Here is a 20,098-nt window from a genome sequence, read left to right on the forward strand (position 1 = left end):
GCCGGGACGCGGGGCGGCTCACCTCTTCCGGTAGCCGTACGCGTCCGTCGCCGCCGCTTCCACGGCCGCCAGGTCACCGCCCGCTGACGCGGTCACCAGCGCGGCCACCGCACCCTCGACGAACGGCGCGTCCACCAGCCGGGCGCCCTCGGGCAGTCCACCGCCCTCCGCCAGCATGGCCTTCACCGTCAGGAGCGCACTCCCCAGGTCGACGAGCAGTGCCACCCCCGCACCCCGGTCGACCGCCCTCGCGGCCTTGGAGACCAGCTCCGCGCTCGTGCCCAGGCCGCCGGCGGACGTCCCCCCGGCCGCGGCCACGGGCGCGGTCGCACCGCCGGCCGCGAGCCCTCTGGCCAGCTCGGCGACGGCTTCCGCGACGGGCCCGCTGTGCGAGACCAGCACGATTCCGACCTGCGGTTCCTCGCTCACGCGCCGCCTCCGCCGCTCGTCGTGGCCGCTTCTGCCAGCGCCTCCATCAGCAGTGCCGCCGAGGTCGCCCCCGGGTCCTGGTGCCCGATGCTGCGCTCGCCCAGGTAGCTGGCCCTGCCCTTGCGTGCCCGCAGGGGCACGGTCGCCTCCGCCCCGGCCAGCGCCGCGTCGCGGGCCGCCGTGAGGGAGGAGCGCAGCTTCTCGGAGGCCGGCAGCAGCGCGTCCAGCATGGTCTTGTCACCGGGCTGGGCCCCGCCCAGTTGCGCCACCGCCGCGACGCCCTCCCCGAACGCCTCGGCCAGATCCGCGGTGCTCACCTCCCGGGCCTCGCCGAGGGCCTTGCCGGTGCGGCGCAGGAGCGTCCCGTACAACGGACCGGACGCTCCGCCGACCGTCGAGATCAGCTGCCGTCCCGCCGTCGTCAGTACGGCCCCCGGGCCGGCGGGCGACTCCCTGTCGAGGACGGCGGTCACCGCGTGGAACCCGCGCCGCATGTTGCCGCCGTGATCGGCGTCGCCGATCGCGGCGTCCAGTTCGGTCAGCCGGCTCGCCTCCCGGTCGACGGCCGCCGCGGTGGCGGCCATCCAGCGACGGAAGAAATCGGTGTCGAGCACACGCTCTCCTGTTCCTCGCGCACGAACGGTCGGACCGGTCACCTGCCCCATCGGAGTGCGGGCGTCTGCACCGGAGCGTCCCAGAGCCTCAGCATTTCCTCGTCGACCTGACACAGAGTCACCGAGCAGCCCGCCATGTCGAGCGACGTCACGTAGTTCCCGACCAGGGTACGAGCCACCGCCACGCCTCGCTCGGACAGCACCCGCTGAACCTCGGCACCGAACCCGTACAGCTCCAGCAGGGGTGTGGCGCCCATGCCGTTCACCAGGACCAGGACGGGACCGTTCGGGCGCAGGTCCTCCAGCACCGTGTGCACCGCGAAGTCCGCGATCTCCCCGGAGGTCATCATCGGGCGCCGCTCCCGGCCCGGCTCGCCGTGGATACCGATTCCCAACTCCAGCTCACCCGCGGGCAGGTCGAAGGTCGGGCTGCCCTTGGCCGGGGTGGTCACGGCGCTCAGGGCCACCCCGAAGCTGCGTGCCGACCCGTTCACCTGCCGAGCCACGGCCTCCACCCGCTCCAGCGGCGCGCCCTCGTCCGCGAGGGCACCGGCGATCTTCTCGACGAACAAGGTCGCGCCCGTGCCCCGCCGGCCCGCCGTGAAGGTGCTGTCGGTCACCGCCACGTCGTCGTCGACCAGGACCCTGGCCACCTGGAGGCCCTCGTCCTCGGCGAGCTCGGCCGCCATGTCGAAGTTCAGCACGTCACCGGTGTAGTTCTTCACCACGAACAGGACTCCCGCGCCGCTGTCGACGGCGGCGGCCGCCCTGACGATCTGGTCGGGCACGGGGGACGTGAAGATCTCACCCAGGCACGCGGCGGACAGCATGCCGGGCCCGACGAATCCCGCGTGCAACGGCTCGTGCCCCGACCCGCCGCCCGAGACGAGGCCCACCTTCCCGGCCACGGGCGCGTCACGCCGGACGACCAGGCGGTTGCCGACGTCCACGGTGAGCTCGGGATGGGCGGCCGCCATACCGCGGAGGCCGTCGGTGACCACGGTCTCCGGCACGTTCATGAGCATGCGCAACGGTGCCTCCTGGGACGAGTGCGTGCCGGGCCGCCACGGAGTCCGCCCGGACCGGGACGTCCAGTATCGAAGACGGGGAGGTCATCGGGAAGCGACGCGGCGAAGGCCGGGCCGCAGGCGGCGGTCCCCGGCGTCCGTCGCGGCGCGGGGCGCGGCCCGCGACCGCCGTTCCGGCTCGATGCCCGGCGGACCCGGTCAGGGCGTCCCTTCCACGGAGATCTCGCACCAGACGGTCTTGCCGTCTCCGCGGGGTTCGACCCCCCACGAGGTGGCCAGCTCCTCCAGCAGCATGAGCCCGCGGCCCGAGGTCGACTGTTCGGTGGCGGCCCGGCGGCGCGGGGAGGAAGGAGAGGTGTCGGTGACCGCCAGGCGTACGGCACGCCCGTCCTCGTCGACGAGCCTGGCCGTGAGCGTGGCGCTGCCGCGCGTGTGGAGGAGGGCGTTGGTGGCCAGTTCGCAGGCCAGCAGTTCGGCGGTGTCGGCTACGGCGTCCAGGGACCAGCGGCCGAGCGCCGTGCGCAGGGCGAGACGCGCGGCCTTGAGGGAGCCGGCGTCCGTGGGTGCGATGGTGACCTCCATCTGCGGGTCGGCGGCACGCCCGTCCGGTGACCGCCGCAGTACCAGGAGGGCCACGTCGTCCTCGCCCTCCGTGTAGGCGCCCATGGTGCGGAGCAGGTGATCGGCGAGGGCGTCGGTGTCCCCGGGGCCCTCGGCGAGGGCCTCGAGGAGGCGGGCGCGGCCCCGGTCGAGGTCCTCGGTGCGTGACTCGATGAGGCCGTCCGTGCACATGAGCAGGGTCGTGCCGGGCTCCAGGACCGTCTCGAGCGCCGGATAGGAGGGCTGGGCTCCCGGGGTGGTGAGGCCGAGCGGGAGCCCGCCCGGGCAGTGCAGCAGGACGGTGCTCCCGTCGGGCCTGCGCAGGACGGGCTCGAGGTGCCCGGCGCGGACGAAGACGGTCATGCCGGTGACGGGGTCCAGGAGGGCGAAGAGGCAGGTGGCGAACCTGTCCGTGTCCAGCTCCGCGAGGAACGCGGAGGCCCGTGCCACCACCGTCGTGGGCGGGTGCCCCTCGGCGGCGTAGGCCCGCAGGGCGATCCTGAGCTGGCCCATGACGGCCGCCGCGGTCACGTCGTGCCCCTGCACGTCCCCGACGACCGCGGCGATGCGGCCGTCGGGCAGGGAGAGCGCGTCGTACCAGTCGCCGCCGATCCCTCCCTGGGCCCTGGCCGGCCGGTAGCGGGTCGCCAGTGCCAGCCCGGGGACGTGGGGGAGGTGGCCGGGGAGCATGGCCGTCTGGAGTCCGGCGGCGAGCTCGTGTTCACGGTCGTACAGGAGTGCCCGCTGGAGTGACTGGGCGATGACCTTGCCCAGGGCGGTCAGCACGGTGCGCTCGTCGTGCCCGAAGGGTGTCCTGCCGTCGTAGGTGAGGCCGAGCGCGCCGATGGCCTCGTCGTGGGCGATCAAGGGGAGGTACACGGCGGCGGTGGCGTCGGAGAAGAGGTGGAGGTAGGGCCGTATCTCGGGGTAGCGCGTCCCGTACTCGCGCCGGCTGGTGATGAAGACGGCCCTGCGGATGCGGGCGGCCTCGCTGAGCGGCAGGTGCGCGTCCAGGCGGGCCAGGTGGAAGTCACGGACGAGGTCGGGGTTCACACCGTTCGAACCGGCAAGGCGCATACGGCCGTTGTCCACCAGCCCGAGGATGATGCTCGAGGCGCCGAGCTGTTCCAGCAGCTTGGTGCTGGTCAGCGCCTCGGCCACGTCCTCGACCGTCACGGTGGGGGCGAGGGCGTCGCTGACGTGACCGACGATGTCGGCCTGCCGGCGGCGGTCGTGCCTGGCCTGGCGCAGCTGTACGGACTGGTCGAGAGCCCGCAGCTCCTGGCTGGCGTCCCGGATGATCCCGATGACCTGATCGGGCTTGCCCTGCTCGTCGCAGACCACGTGGCCCTGGGTGTGCGTCCAGCGCAGCCGGCCGTCGCGGCACCGCACCCGGAAGTAGAGACTGAAGCCCGAGCGGGTGCGCAGTGCGAGGTCGACCTGCTCCTGCACCGCGGTCACCTCGGCCGGCACCATCTTCGCCCCCAGGGTGCTCAGGCGGCCGTCGTACTCGCCGGGCCGGAAGTCCATCACCGCGAGCCCCGCCTCGTCGTACCGCAGGGTCCCGCTGGGCAGGTCCCAGGTGTAGCTGCCCATGCCGTTCACCGCCAGGGCCACGTGCGCGGCGACCGGGTGCTCCGCGGCCCCGGGCCCGCTGTCGCGCTGGCCGAACCGTTGCATCGACTGCCTCCTGGCTCGCACGGCCGCCGCGGTCCCCGTCCGTGGGTGGTCCGGGCGCCCGGAGAAGCGCGACCACCACGGCCCATTCTGCGCGGAGCGGGCCGAGCGCGCCCGTCCTGGTTGCGTCGGCCAGTGGGCCGACACAGCCGTACCTTAAATACCTCGGAATTTGCCTAAAGGTATTAGGTAGCTGCATAATGCGGTGAGGCCGAGGAGGACGACATGGTGCGTGCGGGACTGACCGCGGAACGCCTGACCCGTGCGGGAGCGGAGCTGGCCGACGAGGTGGGGTTCGACCGGGTGACCGTCTCGGCGCTCGCCCGGCGCTTCGACGTCGCGGTCGCGAGCCTGTACTCCCACGTGAAGAGCTCCCAGGACCTCAAGACCCGGATCGCCCTCCTCGCTCTGGAGGAACTGGCCGATCTGGCGTCCGCCGCGCTGGCCGGGCGGGCCGGCAAGGACGCCCTGACCGCCTTCGCCGACGCCTACCGCGACTACGCCCGGGAACACCCCGGCCGGTACGCGGCGGCGCGGCTCCCGCTCGACCCCGGGACGGCGGCCGCGAGCGCGGGGGGCCGGCACTCCGCCATGACACGGGCGATCCTGCGGGGCTACGACCTGCCGGAGCCCGACCAGACCCACGCCGTACGACTGCTGGGCAGCGTCTTCCACGGCTACGTGAGCCTGGAGCTGGCCGGGGGCTTCAGCCACAGCGCCCCCGACTCGCAGGAGACGTGGGCGTGGACTCTCGACCGCCTCGACGCCATGCTCCGCAACTGGCCCCTGTCCTGACAGCGGCGGCCGCCCCGACGGCCGCCCCCAGCGGCACCCCCGCACCCCCGCGCCCGTGCGCCCACCGCCGTCCACCCTGTGGCGCACCGGCACGCCCACGACCACCCCCACCTCCCGAGACAGCAGGCTGGAACCGATGAACCACGCCCACCACTGGATCACCACGCCCGTGACCGCCGGTCTCCTGCGGGGCGCCCTCGACCTGGAGCGGACCGCACACGGCCTCCTGCCGCACCGGCTGCCCGCCTCGGCCCGCGCCCGGAACACCGACCCGCAGCTCGCCATGGCCGAGTCCCAGCCCTCCGGGGTACGGCTCGTCCTCCGCACCCGGGCCACCGCCGTCGAGCTGGACACGCTGCCCACCAAGCGCGTCTACGTGGGTGTCCCGCCCCGCCCCGACGGGGTGTACGAGCTGCTCGTCGACGGCCGGCCGGCCGGCCGTGCCGTTGTCGCGGGCGGCAGCACCCTGACCATCGACATGGCGAAGGGCACCGCCGAACACCGCCCCGGCCCGGTCGGTACCGTCCGCTTCACCGGCCTGCCGGACCACCTCAAGGACGTCGAGATCTGGCTTCCGTACAACGAGACCACCGAGCTCGTCGCCCTGCGCACCGACGCGCCCGTCGAGCCGGCCCCGGACCCGGACCGCAGGGTGTGGCTGCACCACGGCAGCTCCATCAGCCACGGCTCGGACGCGGCGGGCCCCACGACGATCTGGCCGGCACGCGCCGCCTCCCTCGGAGGGGTGGAGCTGGTCAACCTCGGGTTCGGCGGCGGAGGCATGCTCGACCCGTTCACCGCGCGTGCCATGCGGGACACCCCGGCCGACCTGGTCAGCGTCAAGATCGGCATCAACGTGGTGAACACCGACCTGATGCGGCTGCGTGCCTTCGGGCCGGCCGTCCACGGCTTCCTCGACACCATCCGCGACGGGCACCCCACCGCCCCGCTGCTCGTCGTCTCACCGATCCTCTGCCCCGTGCACGAGGACACCCCGGGGCCCTCTGCCCTGGATCCCGCCGGCCTCGCCACCGGACAGCCGTTGTTCCGTGCCACCGGCGACCCCGCGGAGACCGCCGCCGGCAAACTGACCCTGCGCGTCATCAGGGAGGAGCTGGCCCGGATCGTCGGGCAACGGGCGGCCGAGGACCCGCACATCCACCACCTCGACGGCCGCGCCCTGTACGGCGAGTCCGACGCGGCGGAGCTGCCGCTGCCCGACCGGCTCCACCCGGACGCCGCCACCCACCGCCGCATCGGCGAACGCTTCGCCGACCTGGCCTTCAGCGCCGAAGGCCCCTTCTCGCCGTCCGCCGCTCCCCGTGCCGGGAGGCGGACTGGTTGAGGGTCGGGCCCCGCAGGGGCATTCTGGGACGAGAGCGGCGACCGCGGTCCGTGGACGACGGACCGGAAAGCCGCGGAGGGCGAGTGGTGGCCCATGGAAGAGCGTGACCAGCAGAGCACCGGCGGGGATCCCGCCCGTGCTCCGTCGGCCCGGACGAGGGCGCGGATCCTCGCCCAGTTGCCCGTCGCGGTGACGTTCTTCGGCCGGGACCAGCAGCTCGCGATGGCCAACGAGACCGCGACGGCGGCCGTGGCCCGGTCGGAGGCGTCCCTGCTGGGCCTGCCCCCGGGGGAGGCCGAGGCCGGGGTGCTCGTGCAGGGCGGCGCGGGGCTGGCCGACGCGATCGGCCGGGTCATGCGGACCGGCGAGGCTGAGTCCTACGAGACGGACCTGGTGCTCGTGGGCAGCAAGCACGTCTGGCGGGCCATGCTCACTCCCGTGAAGGACGAGGCCGGGGACCTCCTCGGGGTGTCGGTGGTGACCGTGGACACCACCGACCAGTTCTGGGCACGTGAGCGCATGGCCGTACTCGACCGGGCGAACACACGCATCGGCAGCACCCTGGACGTGGGCCGGACCGCCGAGGAACTGGCGCAGCTGGCCACCGAGGGCTTCGCGGACTTCGCCACGGTCGACCTGCTCGCCGAGGTGCTGACCGGCGACGAGGCGCACCCCCCGCACGCCAGGGAGGAGATCCAGTTCCTCCGCGTGGCCCAGAGCTCCGTGCTGGAGGGCTGCCCCGAATCGGTCGTGGAACTGGGCCAGGCGCACACGTTCGACTGCGAGACCGCGATCGGGCGCACCCTGGCCGGCGGCGAGGCGGAGAGGTTCGAGATCGACGAGGAGACCCTGGGCGAGTGGAAGCAGCGGGACCCCGACCGTGTGCACAGCCTGCGGCAGCACAGGATCCACTCCGGGATCGTCGCCCCGCTGCGAGCCCGCGGGATCACGCTCGGCATGGCCATGTTCTGCCGCCACCGCACCCCCGAGCCCTTCGGTGACAGCGACCTGTCACTCTGCGAGGAGCTCGTCGCGCGGGCCGCCGTGTGTGTGGACAACGCCCGCCGCTACACCCGGGAACGCGCCACCGCGCTCGCCCTGCAGCGCAGTCTGCTGCCCAGCCGGTCCGCCCCCCAGCGGGCCGTGGAGGTGACCTCCCGCTACGTGCCGTCGACGCTCGGTGCCGGTATCGGAGGGGACTGGTTCGACGTCATCCCGCTCTCGGGCGCCCGGGTCGCCCTGGTCGTGGGCGACGTCGTCGGCCACGGCATCCACGCGTCGGCCACCATGGGCAGGCTGCGTACCGCCGTGCGCGCCCTCGCCGAGGTGGACCTGGCTCCCGAGGAACTGCTGACCCAGCTCGACGACCTCGTGATGAAGCTCGACCGAGAGGAGGAACCGGGCGCCGCCGGCACCGCGCCCGTCGCCGGGGCCACCTGCCTGTACGCGGTGTACGACCCGATCACCAGCCACTGCACGATGGCGCGGGCCGGCCACGCCGAGCCTGTGCTCGCCCGCCCGCAGGGCCGTCCGGAGACGCTGCCGCTGCCGGCCGGGCCGCCGCTCGGGGTCGGGGGGCTGCCCTTCGAAGCGGCCCGGTACGAACTGCCGGAAGGCAGCCGTCTCGCCCTCTTCACGGACGGCCTGCTGGCGGCGCCGGGCCGGGACGCCGACGCGTGCCTGGCCGAACTCCGCGGCCTGCTCGCCCGGCCCGAGGAGCCCCTGGACGTGACCTGCGACGCCGTGATGAGCACCCTGGTGCCGGAACGGCCCGCGGACGACGTCGCCTTCGTGCTGGCCCGCACCCGCCGCCTCGACGAGGAGAACCACGCCTCCTGGGACCTGGCCGCCGATCCGGCCGTCGTGGTGGAGGCCCGCAAACGCGCCGCGGCCCAGCTCGAGGTCTGGGGCCTGCGGGACGCCGTGCTGACCACCGAACTCGTCGTCAGCGAGCTCGTCACCAACGCGATCCGCTACGGCGGCCCGCCCATCACCCTGCGGCTCATCCGCGATCTCGCACTCGTCTGCGAGGTGTCGGACGGCAGCAGTACCGCCCCGCATCTGCGCCGCGCCCGCATGTACGACGAGGGCGGCCGCGGCCTCCTGCTGGTGGCGAGCGTCACCGAACGCTGGGGCACCCGGTACAGCGGCAGCGGGAAGACCATCTGGGCCCAGCTGCCGCTGTCCGACGCGGCGGATACGGAGGGCCCCTGAGCAGGCGGCCGCCGAGGGGGCGTGACCTCCGGGGCGGCGGACCCGCTACGTGTGCAGCGCGCTGTCGGCAGGGCCGGTGGTGAAGCCGGTGAAGCGCACTCGCAGGCCCTCGCGCTGCGGTGAACAGCAGAACGGACCGGCCGAGGCGGCGGCGTCCGCGTCCAGCGGCGCGAGACGCACCAGGCGCCAGGGGCCGTCGTCGCAGCGGGCCCGTACGGTGACGGCGTCGCCCGCACGGCTCACCCGTACGGTGACGTGGCGGCCGGCCCATTCGGGCACCGGCGAGAGCGACCAGTCCGACAGCTCGCGGGTGACGACCGCGCCGAGGTGCGCGACCCCGTCGGACATCTCGATCCCGGCCTTGATCCAGTTGCGCTCGTCCACGCGCACCATGACCCCGGCCTGGTCGTACAGTTCCTCGAAGCGCGCGACGAAGGTCACCTCGACGGCGGATCCGGGAGGGAACGCGGTGAGCAGCGCGTGTCCGTCGTCCCGGACGAAGCCGTAGCTCGTCGTGCGCCAGAAGTCGCTCCGCCCCCGGGCGGCCACATCGAGCCCGTCGCCGTCGGCCGTCGCGGCCGGCGGCGGGTTGAGCCACTCCGCCCGCGCCCAGTCGACCGCCCGCTGCCCGTCGGGCCCCTGCCCGTCCAGCCCTTGCCCGTCCATACGTCTCCCCGGTCGCCGGTGACCGAGTCTACGGGCCGCCGGCCGGTCGGATTCCGGTCCGCGGCCGGCACCGCCCGGCCCATCGGCCCGCGGAGACGCCCCGCGCGCACCGGCGGCCCCCGACGCGCGTACGAGCCGTCACCCGCCGCCCCGCTCCTCCCGGGTGCCCGGTCCCCCGTCCGGGTCACGGTGGCCGGGCGGCGTCCTACGCACCGTCGCCTTGATCCCCTGACGCGCCATCACCCCGCACTACTGCGGTGGTGCTCCCAGCGGAGCGGCGGCGAGGGCCTTCGCCGTCCCGTACAGGTTGGCCGCCATGGCCCGGGCCGTCCTGTGCGCCCAGTCGTGACCGCGGGCGTCGGCCAGGTAGTCCGGCCCGGGGCCCGGGCCCAGGTGCCAGTACGTCCAGGCCTGGCCGGGGATGGTGTAACCGATGTCGGCGAGCGCGCCGGAGATCTCGCTGATGTCGTGGTGCGCGCCGTCCTCGTTGCCCGTGACCACGACACCGGCGACCCGGTTGTAGGCCACGGGGCGCCCCTCGTCGTCCGTCTCGGACAGCATGGCGTCCATACGCTCCAGGACGCGCTGCGCGATCGAGGACGGGTGGCCCAGCCAGGTGGGTGAGGCGATGACCAGGGATGTCGGCGTCCAGCAGCTTGCGGTGGACGTTTGGCCACGCGTCGCCCGGGCCTGCGGCCTCGCTCACCACCCCGGGGCTGATGTCCAGGTCCGCGGCCCTGACGAACTCGACGCCGACGGAGTCGCTCCGGAGCTGTTCGGCGACCTTCTCGGCGAGGGCCTGCGGGTTCGAGGGGGCCGGTGACGCCTGGAGCGTGCAGTTGATCACTAGGGCTTTCAGGCCGGTGGGGTACCCGCTCCGCCCGTCCCCTCACGGTCCGTTCGGATGACAGCGGCTCATCTCCGGGCGAGGACGGCGAGGTCCTCCAGGGCCGGTACGGCACCGGACCGCCCCTCGAAGAGGGCCCTCCCCTCGGCGATGCGCCGCTCCCGATCCGGACCGGGCGTACTGAGCGTGTCCAGGGAACGGATAAGGGCCCACGGATCGCGGGCGTGGTCGGTGAGGCCGTGCTCCGCCATCAGCCGGACGCCCTGCACGCCGTGGCCCGGGATGGGGCGGTAACCCACCACCGGCAGCCCCGCGGCCAGCGCCTCCAGCGCGGTCTGGCCCGCCGCGTTGTCCACGAGCACCCGGGATGCGGCCATCAGGCCGGGCATGTCCCGCACCCAGCCGGTGGCCAGCACCCCCGGGGTCCGCGCCAGCGCACGCCGCAGCGCCTCGTTCCTGCCGCACAGCACGACGGCCCGGTAACCCGCGGCGGCCACCAGGCGGGCGGTGCGCGCGAAGCGGGTGCCGGCCCCCCACGCACCCGCCGAGACCAGCACGACCGGCGGACCGTCCCCGCCGAGCCGCCGCCGCCACTCCTGCGCACCGGGGGCGGGCTCCAGGAACCGCTGGGGCACCAGTGGGCCGCAGGCCACGGCGGGCCGCCCCACCAGCCGGCGCACGTCCTGCGCGGTCCTCGGCGTGAGGCAGAGGTGGAGGTCGTTGCCGGGGTCGAGCCACTGACGGTGCACGGCGAAGTCGGTGACCAGGACGGCACTCGGCACCTTCAGCGCCCCCCGGCGGCGGAGCCGTCCCGTGAGCTGCGCGGCGAGGTGGAACACCGGGACCACCGCGTCCGGCCGCTGCCGTGCCACGACGGCGAGCAGCCGCTCCTCGGCGAGAGCGGCCAGCGGGGCACTGCCGGGACGCGGTCCGCCGCCCGTACGGAAGAAGGCGGCGTACAGGCCCGCGTACAGCGCGGGCGTTCGGCGGATGGCGTTGCGGTAGAAGCCGCGCAACCCCGCGCCGACACCGGGGGGCAGCAGGTCGAGTACGTCGACCGTCAGGCAGCTGTCGCCGGCGGCGCCGAGACGGTGTACCAGTTCCGCGGCCACGGCGTCGTGGCCGGCGCCCATGCTCGCGCTGAGGACGAGGAAACGTCCGGCCATGCGGACCCTCCGGGTGGTGTGCGACGATCGCCGTACGTTTTGTGTTTCTCGTCATGTTATGACTGTTTTCCTGTGCTGTGCCGCGCACCTGGCGAGACGCGCTGAGAGAGGAAGCCGCAATGGGGCGAGCCCTTCCCGGCACGGGCCACCACCGCCCGGCCGCCCCGGGCGCTCCCGGGCGGCCCAGGAGCGCGAAGGGCGTGGCTCTGGTGACCGGCGCGTCCTCCGGGATCGGTGCCGCCGTCTCCCGGCGGATCGCGGCGGAGGGCGGCTGGGACCTCCTCGTCAGCGGACGGGACCACACCCGCCTGGGGGAGGTGGCCGCGCTCACCTCGGGCCGTGCACTGCCCGCCGACCTGGCCGCCCCGCAGGGCGCCGAAGGGCTGGTACAGGACGCCCTGGACGCCTCCGGACGCATCGATCTGCTCGTCGCCGGGGCCGGGGTCGGCTGGGCCGGGCCGCTGCACACGATGCCCGCGACGGCCGCGGACCAGGTCCTCGCGGTGGACCTGGTCTCCGTCGTCCACCTGGTGCGCCTGGTCCTCCCGCACATGCTCGCCCGGGGCCGGGGGCAGCTCGTGCTGATCGGATCGGTCGCCGGCACGGTCGGCGTCCGCGACGAGGCCGTCTACTCGGCCGCCAAGGCCGCGGTCGCCGTTCTCGCGGACGCCCTGCGCTACGAACTGGCCGGCACCGGCGTGCGCGTGCTGCACGTGGTCCCCGGAGTGGTCACCACCCCGTTCTTCGAACGCCGCGGCACCCCGTACACCCGGTCGCGCCCCCGCCCGGTGGCCGCCGAACAGGTGGCCGAAGCGGTCTGGACCGCGCTGCTGCGGGGACGCGACGAGGTCTTCGTACCGGGATGGCTGCGGCTGCCGGGCCGGGTGCGCGGGGCCGCGCCCGGGCTGTACCGGCGGCTGGCCACCCGGTTCGGATGAGCGGATGAGCGCCGTCACCGTCGTCCTGGCGCTGCTCTCGGCCTGCGCCAACGCCGCGGCCTCCGTGCTGCAGCGCCGGGCCGCCGTGGAATGGGCCGGCCGGGCGCCCCGACCGCGGGGCTCCCGGCTGAGGCGGACGGCGGGCCGGTGGGCCGGTCTGCTCCGCCGCCCGTTCTGGATCGCGGGAACCGCCGCCCTGGTGCTGTCGGCGGCCTTCCAGGCCGGGGCCCTGGCGGTCGGGCGGCTCTCGGTGGTCCAGCCGCTCCTCGCCAGCGAACTGCTCTTCACGCTCGTCGTGGGCAGCGTGGTCTTCCAGCACCGTCCGGACGGCCGGACCTGGCTGTCGTTCCTGGCGCTCGCCGCGGGTCTCGCCCTCTTCCTGCTGGCGGTCAGCCCGTCCGGGGGCGAGGCGACGGGTGAGGCGACGGGCTGGCTCCCGGTCGGGGCCGCCCTCGCCCTGACCGTGTCCGTCCTCCTCCTCGTGGCGCGCACGCTCGACGGCGCGGCGCGCGCGGCGGTATTGGGCTGCGCCACCGCCGTCTGCTTCGCCTGCACCGCCGCGCTCGTCAAGGAGGTCACCGGGCGGATCGGGGACGGCTTCGCGGCCGTGTTCGCGAACGGCTACCCGTACGCGGCGGCCGCCGTCGGGCTGCTGAGTTTCCTGCTGCTGCAGAGCACCCTGGGCGCAGGCACGCTGGCCGCGTCGCAGCCCGCCCTCACGCTCGGGGACGCTCTGGTCAGCGTGGGACTCGGCTGGTCGCTCTTCGGTGAACGGATCCCGCTGGGGCCCAACCTGCTGACCGGCGCGCTCGGAGCGTTCCTGGTGGCGGTCGGGACCGCGTTCCTCGCCCAGTCCATCCCCGTCTCCGGCTCCTTCGACGCGGAGGTCGGCAGGAGGCGGCGGCCACCCGGCGGATCGGCCGGCACCGGTGGAGAGGGGCCGGCGTGACGGCAGGCGACCGGACCCGCCCGGCCGCCCACCGGCTGCCGGCGGCGCTCACGGCCCTGGCGCTGGGCGCGCACGTCCTCCCTTCAGGCACCTGGCTGCCCTCCGTGCGCAGAACCCTCTTCCCGGCCCTGACGGGCCTCGGCCGCGGCGACCACGTGGCGCTCACCTTCGACGACGGCCCCGACCCGCTCTCCACCCCCCTCTTCCTCGACGCCCTGGACCGCTCGTCGGCGCGCGCCACGTTCTTCGTCCTCGGCGAAAGCCTCGTGAGGTATCCGCACATCGGCCGCGACATCGTGAGCAGGGGGCACGAGCTGGGCGTGCACGGATGGACGCACAACCGCCCCTGGCTCGCGTCGTTCGCCCGGGACACCCGTGAACTGGTGCGGACCGCCGAAGCGGTGGGCGAGGCCGCGGGCACCGCACCACGGTGGTACCGGCCGCCGTACGGCATCCTGACGGCGGGCCGGTGGGCCGCGGCCGCGCGCGCGGAGCTGCGGCCGGTCCTGTGGTCGGCCTGGGGCCGTGACTGGACCGCCGACGCCACGGCCGCGTCGGTGCTGGACACCGTACGGCGCGACCTGCGCGGCGGCGGCACCGTCCTCCTGCACGACACCGACAGGGTGGCCGCGCCCGGCTGCTGGCGGGCGACGCTGGCGATGCTGCCCGCACTCGTCCAGGGGCTGCGCGCCGCCGGCCTGAGCGTCGGGCCGCTGGCCGAGCACGGGATCGCGGGGGGCGGGGACGGCGGTGGCCGGGAGACTCCGTACGACTGCCGGGGCGGGGCCAGGAGGGTCGGGTGCCGTGGTGGTCACGGCACCGGGAATGGCGCGTGAGCGCGGTTCAGGCGCCCTGCGGCCGGTCCGGTGACGGCGCAGGGCTCATCGCCCACCGGATCGCCCTGGTGAGCACCTGCCCGGTCGGGCGCACGCAGCGGTTCTCGAACCTGGGCAGCAGCGGCAGGCGCAGCGGCCGCCTGGCCCACGGGGGCAGCATCGCGACCGCGTTGGCCGCCAGCACCGTGTACGGGCCCCAGGCGAACACGGGGAGCGGCGGCCGGATCAGCAGGAACCGCGCTGCCTCCCACGCCTGCGGTGTCGCGCGCAGTTCCGGCCGGTAGGACTCGATGCACGAGGCGAGCTCAGCCCGGTCGCGAGGGGGGTCCGCCACCCCCAGCGCACTCGCCACACGAGCCGTGTCGGATATGTACGCGTCACAGCCCGGCCCGTCGAGCGGGCGGCGCCCGAACCGCTGGTGGGCCCGCAGGAAGCTGTCCGTCTCCGTCGCGTGGACCCAGGCCAGCAGGTGCGGATCGGAGGCGTGGTACCGCTCGCCGGCCGAGGTGACGCCCTCCACCCGCTCGTGGATGCCCCGTACGCGCAGCACCGCCTCCTCGGCGTCCGCCGCGGTCCCGAACGTGGTCACCGCGAGGAAGGTGCTCGTCCGCTGGAGGCGGCCCCACGGGTCGCTGCGGTAACCGGAGTGGGCCGACACCGCGGCCATGGCCAGGGGATGCAGGGACTGCAGGAGCAGCGCCCGCAGGCCGCCGATGAACATCGACGCGTCGCCGTGGACCCGGCGGATCGGCCGTTCGGGCCCGAACCAGCGGGGCCCGGGAGTCCGGTGGATCCGCTCCCGCGCCGCCGGGCCCCCAGGGCCGGCCACCCGGCTGAACAGCCCGGAACCGATCCGCTGCCGGATCGTGCGGGGTCCGAACGCGAGGAGGCCCATGACTCCAGTATCCGCCTTACGAATCCGTGACGTGGGTGTGCCGCGTCCGCCCGCCCCGCCACCGGCGGCCTAGCGTGGCGGGCATGCGCGTACTGGTCACCGGCGGAGCCGGGTTCATCGGGTCACACATCGTCCGGGCACTGCTCTGCGGCGGGCACGAGGCGGTGGTCCTCGACGCCCTGCTCCCCTCGGCCCACGGCGACGCCGTGACCACCGGCCCGCTCCCGGAGGTGCGCACGGTCGTCGCGGACGTCCGCGACCGCGCGGCGGTGGCCGCGGCCCTGTCAGGGATCGACGCGGTGTGCCACCAGGCGGCGATGGTCGGGCTGGGCAAGGACTTCGCCGACGCCCCGGAGTACGTCGGCTGCAACGACCTCGGCACGGCGGTGCTGCTGGCCGGGATGGCGGCGGCCGGGGTGCGGGACCTGATGCTGGCCGGCTCGCCGGGTTCGGCGGAGGAGCGTGGGCGGGGGTCTGGTGCATCGTGCTCGGCGGATCCGCCGCGGTCGCCGTCCTGATCACCCTGCGCGCCCTCGCCGGCGAACACCTCGCGCGCCGCGCGGCCCCCTTCCTCGTCCTCGCCCCCTTCGCCGTGTGGACCGGCACCTCGGCCGACGGCTACTTCGCCGCCGTCGCGGCGTGGTCCGTCGCCCTGCTGGCCCTCGCCGCGAGCCGCGCGACGCGGTTCCCGGCAGCCGCCGCACTCGGCTCCGGCCTGCTGTTCGGGCTGACCTGCTACCTCAGCTACGGCCTGGCGCTCGTCGCCGTGCTCCTGCTCGCGGTCCTCGTGCTCACCCGGTCCGCCCGCCCGGTGCCCCTCCTCCTGGGGGCCGCGCTGGTCGCGCCCGTGGTCTTCACCCTGGCGGGGTTCAACTGGTGGGAGGGCTAACGGCAGCTGGTGGAGCGGTACTACCAGGGAGCAGGAGGGGTGCGCCCCTACTCCTACTGGGTGTGGGCGAACCTGGCCTGCACCACCGTCGCCGTCGGTCTCGGTACCGTCTCCGGACTGCGCCGGGCCTGCGCGGGCGCCCCGGCGGCCCTGCGGGCGGCGCGCCACGGTTCCCCGGCCCCGGCGCAGCGGCTGGTGGTGCTCACCCTGGCGGCCCTGCTGACCCTCGCCGTCGCCGACGTGTCGGGGATGAGCAAGGCCGAGACGGAGCGCATCTGGCAGCCCTTCATGGTCTGGCTCCTGCCCGCCGCGGCGCTGCTGCCCCGCAGCGACCGGCAGGGCTGGCTCGCCGCCCACGCCGGCGTGGCGCTGCTCGTCAACCACGCGCTGTGGACGGGGTGGTGACTCCGGCCGCCGGCCGCCGCCGGGCGGCCCCGTCCCGCCGAAGTCCTGGCCGGTCCCGTCACGGGGCGGTGACGGTGCCGTCCGGCGGTTCGGTGGAGGCGGGCTCCTGCCGGGGTGCGGCGAGCTGCTCGCGCAGATAGTTCCAGACCACCGCGATCAACGCGGCGACGGGCACGGCGAGAAGGCTGCCCACGATACCGGCCAGACTGCCGCCCAGCGTCACCGCCAGCAGGACCACCGCGGCGTGCAGGCCGAGTCCGCGGCTCTGGATCATGGGCTGGAACACGTTGCCCTCGAGCTGCTGCACCACGATGATGATCGCCAGCACGATCAGGGCGTCGGTGAGGCCGTTCGACACGAGGGCGATGAGAACCGCGACGAAGCCGGCGAAGAGGGCGCCCACGATGGGCACGAACGCGGCCACGAACGTCAGCACCGACAGCGGGAGCACCAGCGGCACCCCCACGATCCACAGTCCCAGTCCGATGAGTACGGCGTCGAGCAGGCCGACGTACGCCTGCGACCGCACGAACTCGCCGAGGGTGTTCCATCCGCGCGCGGCCACGGTGGGGATGTCGGTGGACAGCCGGCCGGGCAGCTGACGTTCGAGCCACGGCAGGAACCGGGTGCCGTCCTTCAGGAAGAAGAACATCAGGAAGACCGCCAGGACGGTGGTGACCACACCGTCGAGCACGGTGCTCAGGCCCGTGACGGCCGTGCTGACGACGCTGCCGGCACTGTCCTGGACGCGGGAGGTCGCGGCGTCGAACGCATGCGTGATCTGGGCGTCACCGATGTTCAGCGGCGGCCCGGAAGCCCACTCGCGGAGCCGCTGGATGCCTTCCACCACCCCGTCGGCCAGTTCCCCCGACTGCGATGCCACCGGCACGGCGATGAGGGCCACGACGCCCGCGGCGACCACGAGGAACAACACCGTCACGGCCGAGGCCGCGAGCGCGGGCGACCACCCGTGCCGGCGCAGGAAGCGGGTCAGGGGCCACGTGAGCGTGGTGAGCAGCAGGCCGACTATGAGAGGCCAGACGACCGACCACATGCGGCCCACCAACCACAGGGCCACCGCGGCCAGGACGAGGACCAGCAGCATCTCGCCCGAGACACGTGCCGACGTACGGAGCGCGGCACGGGTCCTGGCGGAACTCAACGGAGCAGACATGGGGCCCACCCTATGGGCCGGCCGGTCCACCCCGATGCGCGGACCCGCTCCACGGCGTCCAGGCGTCCGGGAGCGGGCCCCGCCGCGCGTGGGCGGCGCCGAGGGAGGTGGCTCAGAGATGGTCGCGCAGGCAGAACTCCTGGTTCTCCACCCACTGTCCGAACCATTCGCCCAGCGGCACGGTGAAGCACCACTCGGGCCCGCCCGTGTCCGGGACGGTCGGGTCGGGTTCGGCGGGCTCGGGTGTTCCGCTCGGCACCGGCGTCGGTGCCGGCTCGGCGGGCTCGCCGGTTCCCGGCCGCCGGGACAGCGTCTCGCGGAACACGCGCGAGGACTCGGGGTTCTGCCCGCACTGCCACACGCCGTGCGGGCAGTAGTCCGTGATCGTCTGGTACACGGGCCGGTGCTGCTCGAACCACTCCAGCATGCGGCGCATGTACTCGGGGTTGTCGCCGTTGCGGAACAGCCCCCACTCGGGGAAGGAGAGGGGCTTGCCGTGCTCGGCCGCGAAGTCGACCTGCTTCTGCAGCCCGTACGGCTCGGTGACCTGCTCGTCGAAGGTCCGCGCGGGGGGCTGGTCGTAGGAGTCCATGCCGATGATGTCGACGACCTCGTCACCCGGGTAGCACTCGGTCCAGGGCACGGCGTCCCGGCCACGGCTCGGCGCGAAGTCGAAGCGGAACTTCTGGCCGGGCACCGAGCGCATCGTGGTGACGATCCGCTTCCAGTACGCCTTCCACGCGACGGGGTCGGGGCCGCAGCGGTGGGTGTAGGTGGTGCCGTTCATCTCCCAGCCGAGCACGAGCACCGTGTCCGGGACGCCCAGCGCGACCAGGCGTTCGGCCAGCCTGCGGAAGTGCTCGTCGAACTCGCCGGCGGCTCCCGCGTTCAGCAGGCGCCGCACCTCGACGTCGGGGAGGTGCTCCTCGTTGCGCTCCAGCATCGGTGTGTTCAGGACGAACATCCGGTCCTCGGCGCCCCGCCGCCACGTCGACCACGAGGCGAGGAATCCGGGACGGCCCTCGATGTTCTCCCACAGGTCGCCCGGCAGGTAGCTGTGCCCCACCCGGAGCTCCGTACCGCCGAGCCACCGCGACAGCTCCGCCATGCGCTGCACGCCCTTCGGCCCGTAGTCCAGGTAGGCGCCGACGGCGACTTCGCCGGCCGCCGGCGGAGCGGGCGAGGCGCCCTTGCCGGCCTGGGCGTCCCGCCCGTCCCGGTCCGCGAGCACCGCGCCGCCGACGAGCAGGGCGAGCACGGCCGTGCCGACGCCGAGGTTTCTGAGACGACGCTGTACGGGCACGGCTCCTCCTGCGTTTGTGGCGTATTCACGACCCTGTCGACGATAGGGAGAAACCCGCCCCGAGGAGTTGCGCGAACGCCCGCGAATGGGCCATTTTCCACAGCCGGGAAATCAATGCGCGCCGTTCGGGTGAGAATTCCCGAAGCCGAGGGGAAGGGACCGGACGCGGTTGTCGAAATTCGAGTCCACGAGCCGCGGTCCGCCCACCGCCCGGATACCGCCCGGGCGCGTGAGCAGTTCGCGGAACAGCGCACGCATCTCGATTCTCGCCAGGTGGGCTCCCAGGCAGTGGTGCGGACCGCCTCCGCCGTATCCGAGGTGCGGGTTGGGGGAGCGGGTGATGTCGAAGACGTCGGGGTCGGCGAACACCGAACCGTCCCGGTTCGCCGAGGCGTAGAGCAGCATCACCTTCTCCCCGGGCAGGAAGGTACGGCCCCCGAGCGCCAGCTCCGCCACGACCGTCCGGCGGAACTGGATGATCGGGGTCGAGTGCCGGACGATCTCGTCGACCGCGCCGTCCGCGTACCGGTCGAAGTCGGCCTCCAGGAGCGCCCGCTGCTCCGGATGCGCGGTCAGCAGGGCCATCCCGTGGGCGAGGGCGTTGCGCGTCGTCTCGACGCCCGCCACGAGCAGGAGCGAGAAGAAGGCCCCCAACTGGCGGGCGGACAGGGCCTGGCCGTTGATGTCCGCGCGTACGAGGGCCGAGATCACGTCGTCCGCTGGCTCGCGGCGGCGCTCCCGGGCGATGCCCGCCATCACCAGTTGCATACGCGCCAGCGACCGCAGGCCCCGCCCTGGCACCCGCAGCCTGGCCGGTCCCCTGCGCTGGACGCCGACGTACTCCGACGCGTGGTCGATCTGCGCGGCGATCCCCGGGCGGTGGCGCTCCGGAACGCCCATCAGGTCGCAGATGACCTCGAAGGGCATACGGGAGGCGGGTGACCGCATGAAGTCGCCGGGGCGTTCGGCGACCGTCTCGGCCACCAGCCGGGCGGCGACGGAGGCGATGTTCTCCTCGGCGGCGGCGAGCAGCCTCGGGGTGAAGGCCCGGGAGACGGTCCTGCGCAGCCCCGCGTGCTCGGCACCGTCCATGTTGACCATCGAGTTCCCGAACACGGCCTTGGCCCAGCGGGCCGGTTCCGGAGTGGTCACGCCGGGCGCGCTGGCGAAGACCTGCGGCCGGCGGCTGGCCGCCTTGACGTCCTCATACCTCACCAGGGCGTGGAAGGGAGGGTTGGCGGCGCGCTGGGTGGCGATGAGCTGGCCGCGCAGGGACGCGCGGACCCTGTCCCGGTCCCGGGTGTCGACGGTGAAGGCCGGGTAGTCCT

Annotated in this window: 16 protein-coding genes and 3 pseudogenes; 8 read left to right on the forward strand and 11 right to left on the reverse strand. The window is 74.1% G+C overall.

The features are described 5' to 3' along the window. Positions 1–18 precede the first annotated feature (18 nt). From ABZ371_RS12640 to ABZ371_RS12655, 4 genes are all read right to left on the reverse strand, one after another. Positions 19–429: a PTS fructose transporter subunit IIA gene (locus ABZ371_RS12640; RefSeq protein ID WP_358677453.1), complete on the reverse strand. Its 411-nt coding sequence runs from the start codon at positions 427–429 to the stop codon at positions 19–21. Next, on the reverse strand, positions 426–1,043 hold the full coding sequence (gene dhaL / locus ABZ371_RS12645) for a dihydroxyacetone kinase subunit DhaL (RefSeq protein ID WP_358677455.1): 618 nt from the start codon (positions 1,041–1,043) through the stop codon (positions 426–428). The genes ABZ371_RS12640 and dhaL overlap by 4 nt, the downstream gene beginning before the upstream one ends. 38 nt (positions 1,044–1,081) lie before the next feature. Continuing rightward, positions 1,082–2,068, reverse strand: a complete 987-nt coding sequence (gene dhaK / locus ABZ371_RS12650) for a dihydroxyacetone kinase subunit DhaK (RefSeq protein ID WP_358677457.1) — start codon at positions 2,066–2,068, stop codon at positions 1,082–1,084. A 201-nt stretch (positions 2,069–2,269) separates the two neighbouring features. Further along, positions 2,270–4,351, reverse strand: a complete 2,082-nt coding sequence (locus tag ABZ371_RS12655; protein WP_358677459.1) for a SpoIIE family protein phosphatase — start codon at positions 4,349–4,351, stop codon at positions 2,270–2,272. A 222-nt stretch (positions 4,352–4,573) separates the two neighbouring features. On the opposite strand from ABZ371_RS12655, the gene ABZ371_RS12660 reads away from it, so the two are divergent. From ABZ371_RS12660 to ABZ371_RS12670, 3 genes are all read left to right on the forward strand, one after another. After that, positions 4,574–5,143 carry a TetR/AcrR family transcriptional regulator gene (locus ABZ371_RS12660; RefSeq protein ID WP_358677462.1) on the forward strand — a complete coding sequence of 190 codons (570 nt, stop codon included), beginning with the start codon at positions 4,574–4,576 and terminating at the stop codon, positions 5,141–5,143. A gap of 136 nt (positions 5,144–5,279) precedes the next feature. Beyond that, positions 5,280–6,488 (forward strand): GDSL-type esterase/lipase family protein, encoded by a 1,209-nt coding sequence (locus ABZ371_RS12665; protein ID WP_358677465.1) that lies wholly within the window; start codon positions 5,280–5,282, stop codon positions 6,486–6,488. Between the two features lie 93 nt (positions 6,489–6,581). After that, positions 6,582–8,702 (forward strand): SpoIIE family protein phosphatase, encoded by a 2,121-nt coding sequence (locus ABZ371_RS12670; protein ID WP_358677467.1) that lies wholly within the window; start codon positions 6,582–6,584, stop codon positions 8,700–8,702. A gap of 45 nt (positions 8,703–8,747) precedes the next feature. Here the strand turns inward: ABZ371_RS12670 and ABZ371_RS12675 are convergent, their stop codons facing one another. The 3 genes and pseudogenes from ABZ371_RS12675 to ABZ371_RS12685 form a co-directional block, all read right to left on the reverse strand. Beyond that, positions 8,748–9,368, reverse strand: a complete 621-nt coding sequence (locus tag ABZ371_RS12675) for a DUF1349 domain-containing protein (protein WP_358677470.1) — start codon at positions 9,366–9,368, stop codon at positions 8,748–8,750. 249 nt (positions 9,369–9,617) lie between these two features. Further along, positions 9,618–10,227, reverse strand: a pseudogene (locus tag ABZ371_RS12680) (flavodoxin family protein). Between the two features lie 56 nt (positions 10,228–10,283). Next, the gene (locus ABZ371_RS12685; RefSeq protein WP_358677473.1) at positions 10,284–11,381 is read right to left on the reverse strand and encodes a glycosyltransferase; all 1,098 of its coding nucleotides are present in this window, start codon (positions 11,379–11,381) and stop codon (positions 10,284–10,286) included. 119 nt (positions 11,382–11,500) lie between these two features. Between ABZ371_RS12685 and ABZ371_RS12690 the strand changes: the two genes are divergently transcribed. Genes ABZ371_RS12690 through ABZ371_RS12700 form a run of 3 tightly spaced genes read left to right on the forward strand, consistent with a single transcriptional unit; the run spans position 11,501 to position 14,104 of the window. Then, positions 11,501–12,319, forward strand: coding sequence for an SDR family NAD(P)-dependent oxidoreductase (locus ABZ371_RS12690; protein ID WP_358677475.1), 819 nt, complete (start codon positions 11,501–11,503; stop codon positions 12,317–12,319). A gap of 4 nt (positions 12,320–12,323) precedes the next feature. Beyond that, a complete protein-coding gene (locus tag ABZ371_RS12695) occupies positions 12,324–13,268 on the forward strand; it encodes a DMT family transporter (protein WP_358677478.1) in 945 nt (314 codons plus the stop codon). After that, positions 13,265–14,104, forward strand: coding sequence for a polysaccharide deacetylase family protein (locus tag ABZ371_RS12700; protein WP_358677481.1), 840 nt, complete (start codon positions 13,265–13,267; stop codon positions 14,102–14,104). Before ABZ371_RS12695 ends, ABZ371_RS12700 begins: the two co-directional genes overlap by 4 nt. Positions 14,105–14,111: 7 nt before the next feature. Here ABZ371_RS12700 and ABZ371_RS12705 read toward each other — a convergent pair whose 3' ends face one another. Continuing rightward, complete coding sequence (locus ABZ371_RS12705) at positions 14,112–14,999, reverse strand: oxygenase MpaB family protein (RefSeq protein WP_358677483.1); 888 nt, start codon at positions 14,997–14,999, stop codon at positions 14,112–14,114. Positions 15,000–15,082: 83 nt separating this feature from the next. Here ABZ371_RS12705 and ABZ371_RS12710 point away from each other — a divergent pair. Further along, a pseudogene (locus ABZ371_RS12710) lies at positions 15,083–15,442 on the forward strand (NAD-dependent epimerase/dehydratase family protein); the annotation flags it as partial. Next, positions 15,436–16,293, forward strand: a pseudogene (locus ABZ371_RS12715) (hypothetical protein); the annotation flags it as partial. The pseudogenes ABZ371_RS12710 and ABZ371_RS12715, both read left to right, overlap by 7 nt. A gap of 58 nt (positions 16,294–16,351) precedes the next feature. Here ABZ371_RS12715 and ABZ371_RS12720 read toward each other — a convergent pair. From ABZ371_RS12720 to ABZ371_RS12730, 3 genes are all read right to left on the reverse strand, one after another. Then, positions 16,352–17,467 carry an AI-2E family transporter gene (locus ABZ371_RS12720; RefSeq protein WP_358677486.1) on the reverse strand — a complete coding sequence of 372 codons (1,116 nt, stop codon included), beginning with the start codon at positions 17,465–17,467 and terminating at the stop codon, positions 16,352–16,354. Positions 17,468–17,579: 112 nt separating this feature from the next. Then, positions 17,580–18,770 (reverse strand): glycosyl hydrolase, encoded by a 1,191-nt coding sequence (locus ABZ371_RS12725; protein WP_358677489.1) that lies wholly within the window; start codon positions 18,768–18,770, stop codon positions 17,580–17,582. Between the two features lie 111 nt (positions 18,771–18,881). Continuing rightward, positions 18,882–20,098 (reverse strand): cytochrome P450 (locus ABZ371_RS12730; RefSeq protein ID WP_358677492.1); only part of this gene is annotated, 1,217 nt, incomplete at its 5' end.

The sequence above is a fragment of the Streptomyces sp. NPDC005899 genome (genome assembly GCF_040629645.1).
In the GTDB taxonomy this organism is placed as follows: domain Bacteria; phylum Actinomycetota; class Actinomycetes; order Streptomycetales; family Streptomycetaceae; genus Streptomyces.

Bases quoted from the DNA above. Each gene is read 5' to 3' on its own strand.
- dhaK (WP_358677457.1), bottom strand. From the start codon at position 2,068: ATGCTCATGAACGTGCCGGAGACCGTGGTCACCGACGGCCTCCGCGGT.
- ABZ371_RS12655 (WP_358677459.1), bottom strand. From the start codon at position 4,351: ATGCAACGGTTCGGCCAGCGCGACAGCGGGCCCGGGGCCGCGGAGCAC.
- ABZ371_RS12660 (WP_358677462.1), top strand. From the start codon at position 4,574: ATGGTGCGTGCGGGACTGACCGCGGAACGCCTGACCCGTGCGGGAGCG.
- ABZ371_RS12665 (WP_358677465.1), top strand. From the start codon at position 5,280: ATGAACCACGCCCACCACTGGATCACCACGCCCGTGACCGCCGGTCTC.
- ABZ371_RS12670 (WP_358677467.1), top strand. From the start codon at position 6,582: ATGGAAGAGCGTGACCAGCAGAGCACCGGCGGGGATCCCGCCCGTGCT.
- ABZ371_RS12675 (WP_358677470.1), bottom strand. From the start codon at position 9,368: ATGGACGGGCAAGGGCTGGACGGGCAGGGGCCCGACGGGCAGCGGGCG.
- ABZ371_RS12685 (WP_358677473.1), bottom strand. From the start codon at position 11,381: ATGGCCGGACGTTTCCTCGTCCTCAGCGCGAGCATGGGCGCCGGCCAC.
- ABZ371_RS12690 (WP_358677475.1), top strand. From the start codon at position 11,501: ATGGGGCGAGCCCTTCCCGGCACGGGCCACCACCGCCCGGCCGCCCCG.
- ABZ371_RS12695 (WP_358677478.1), top strand. From the start codon at position 12,324: ATGAGCGCCGTCACCGTCGTCCTGGCGCTGCTCTCGGCCTGCGCCAAC.
- ABZ371_RS12705 (WP_358677483.1), bottom strand. From the start codon at position 14,999: ATGGGCCTCCTCGCGTTCGGACCCCGCACGATCCGGCAGCGGATCGGT.
- ABZ371_RS12720 (WP_358677486.1), bottom strand. From the start codon at position 17,467: ATGTCTGCTCCGTTGAGTTCCGCCAGGACCCGTGCCGCGCTCCGTACG.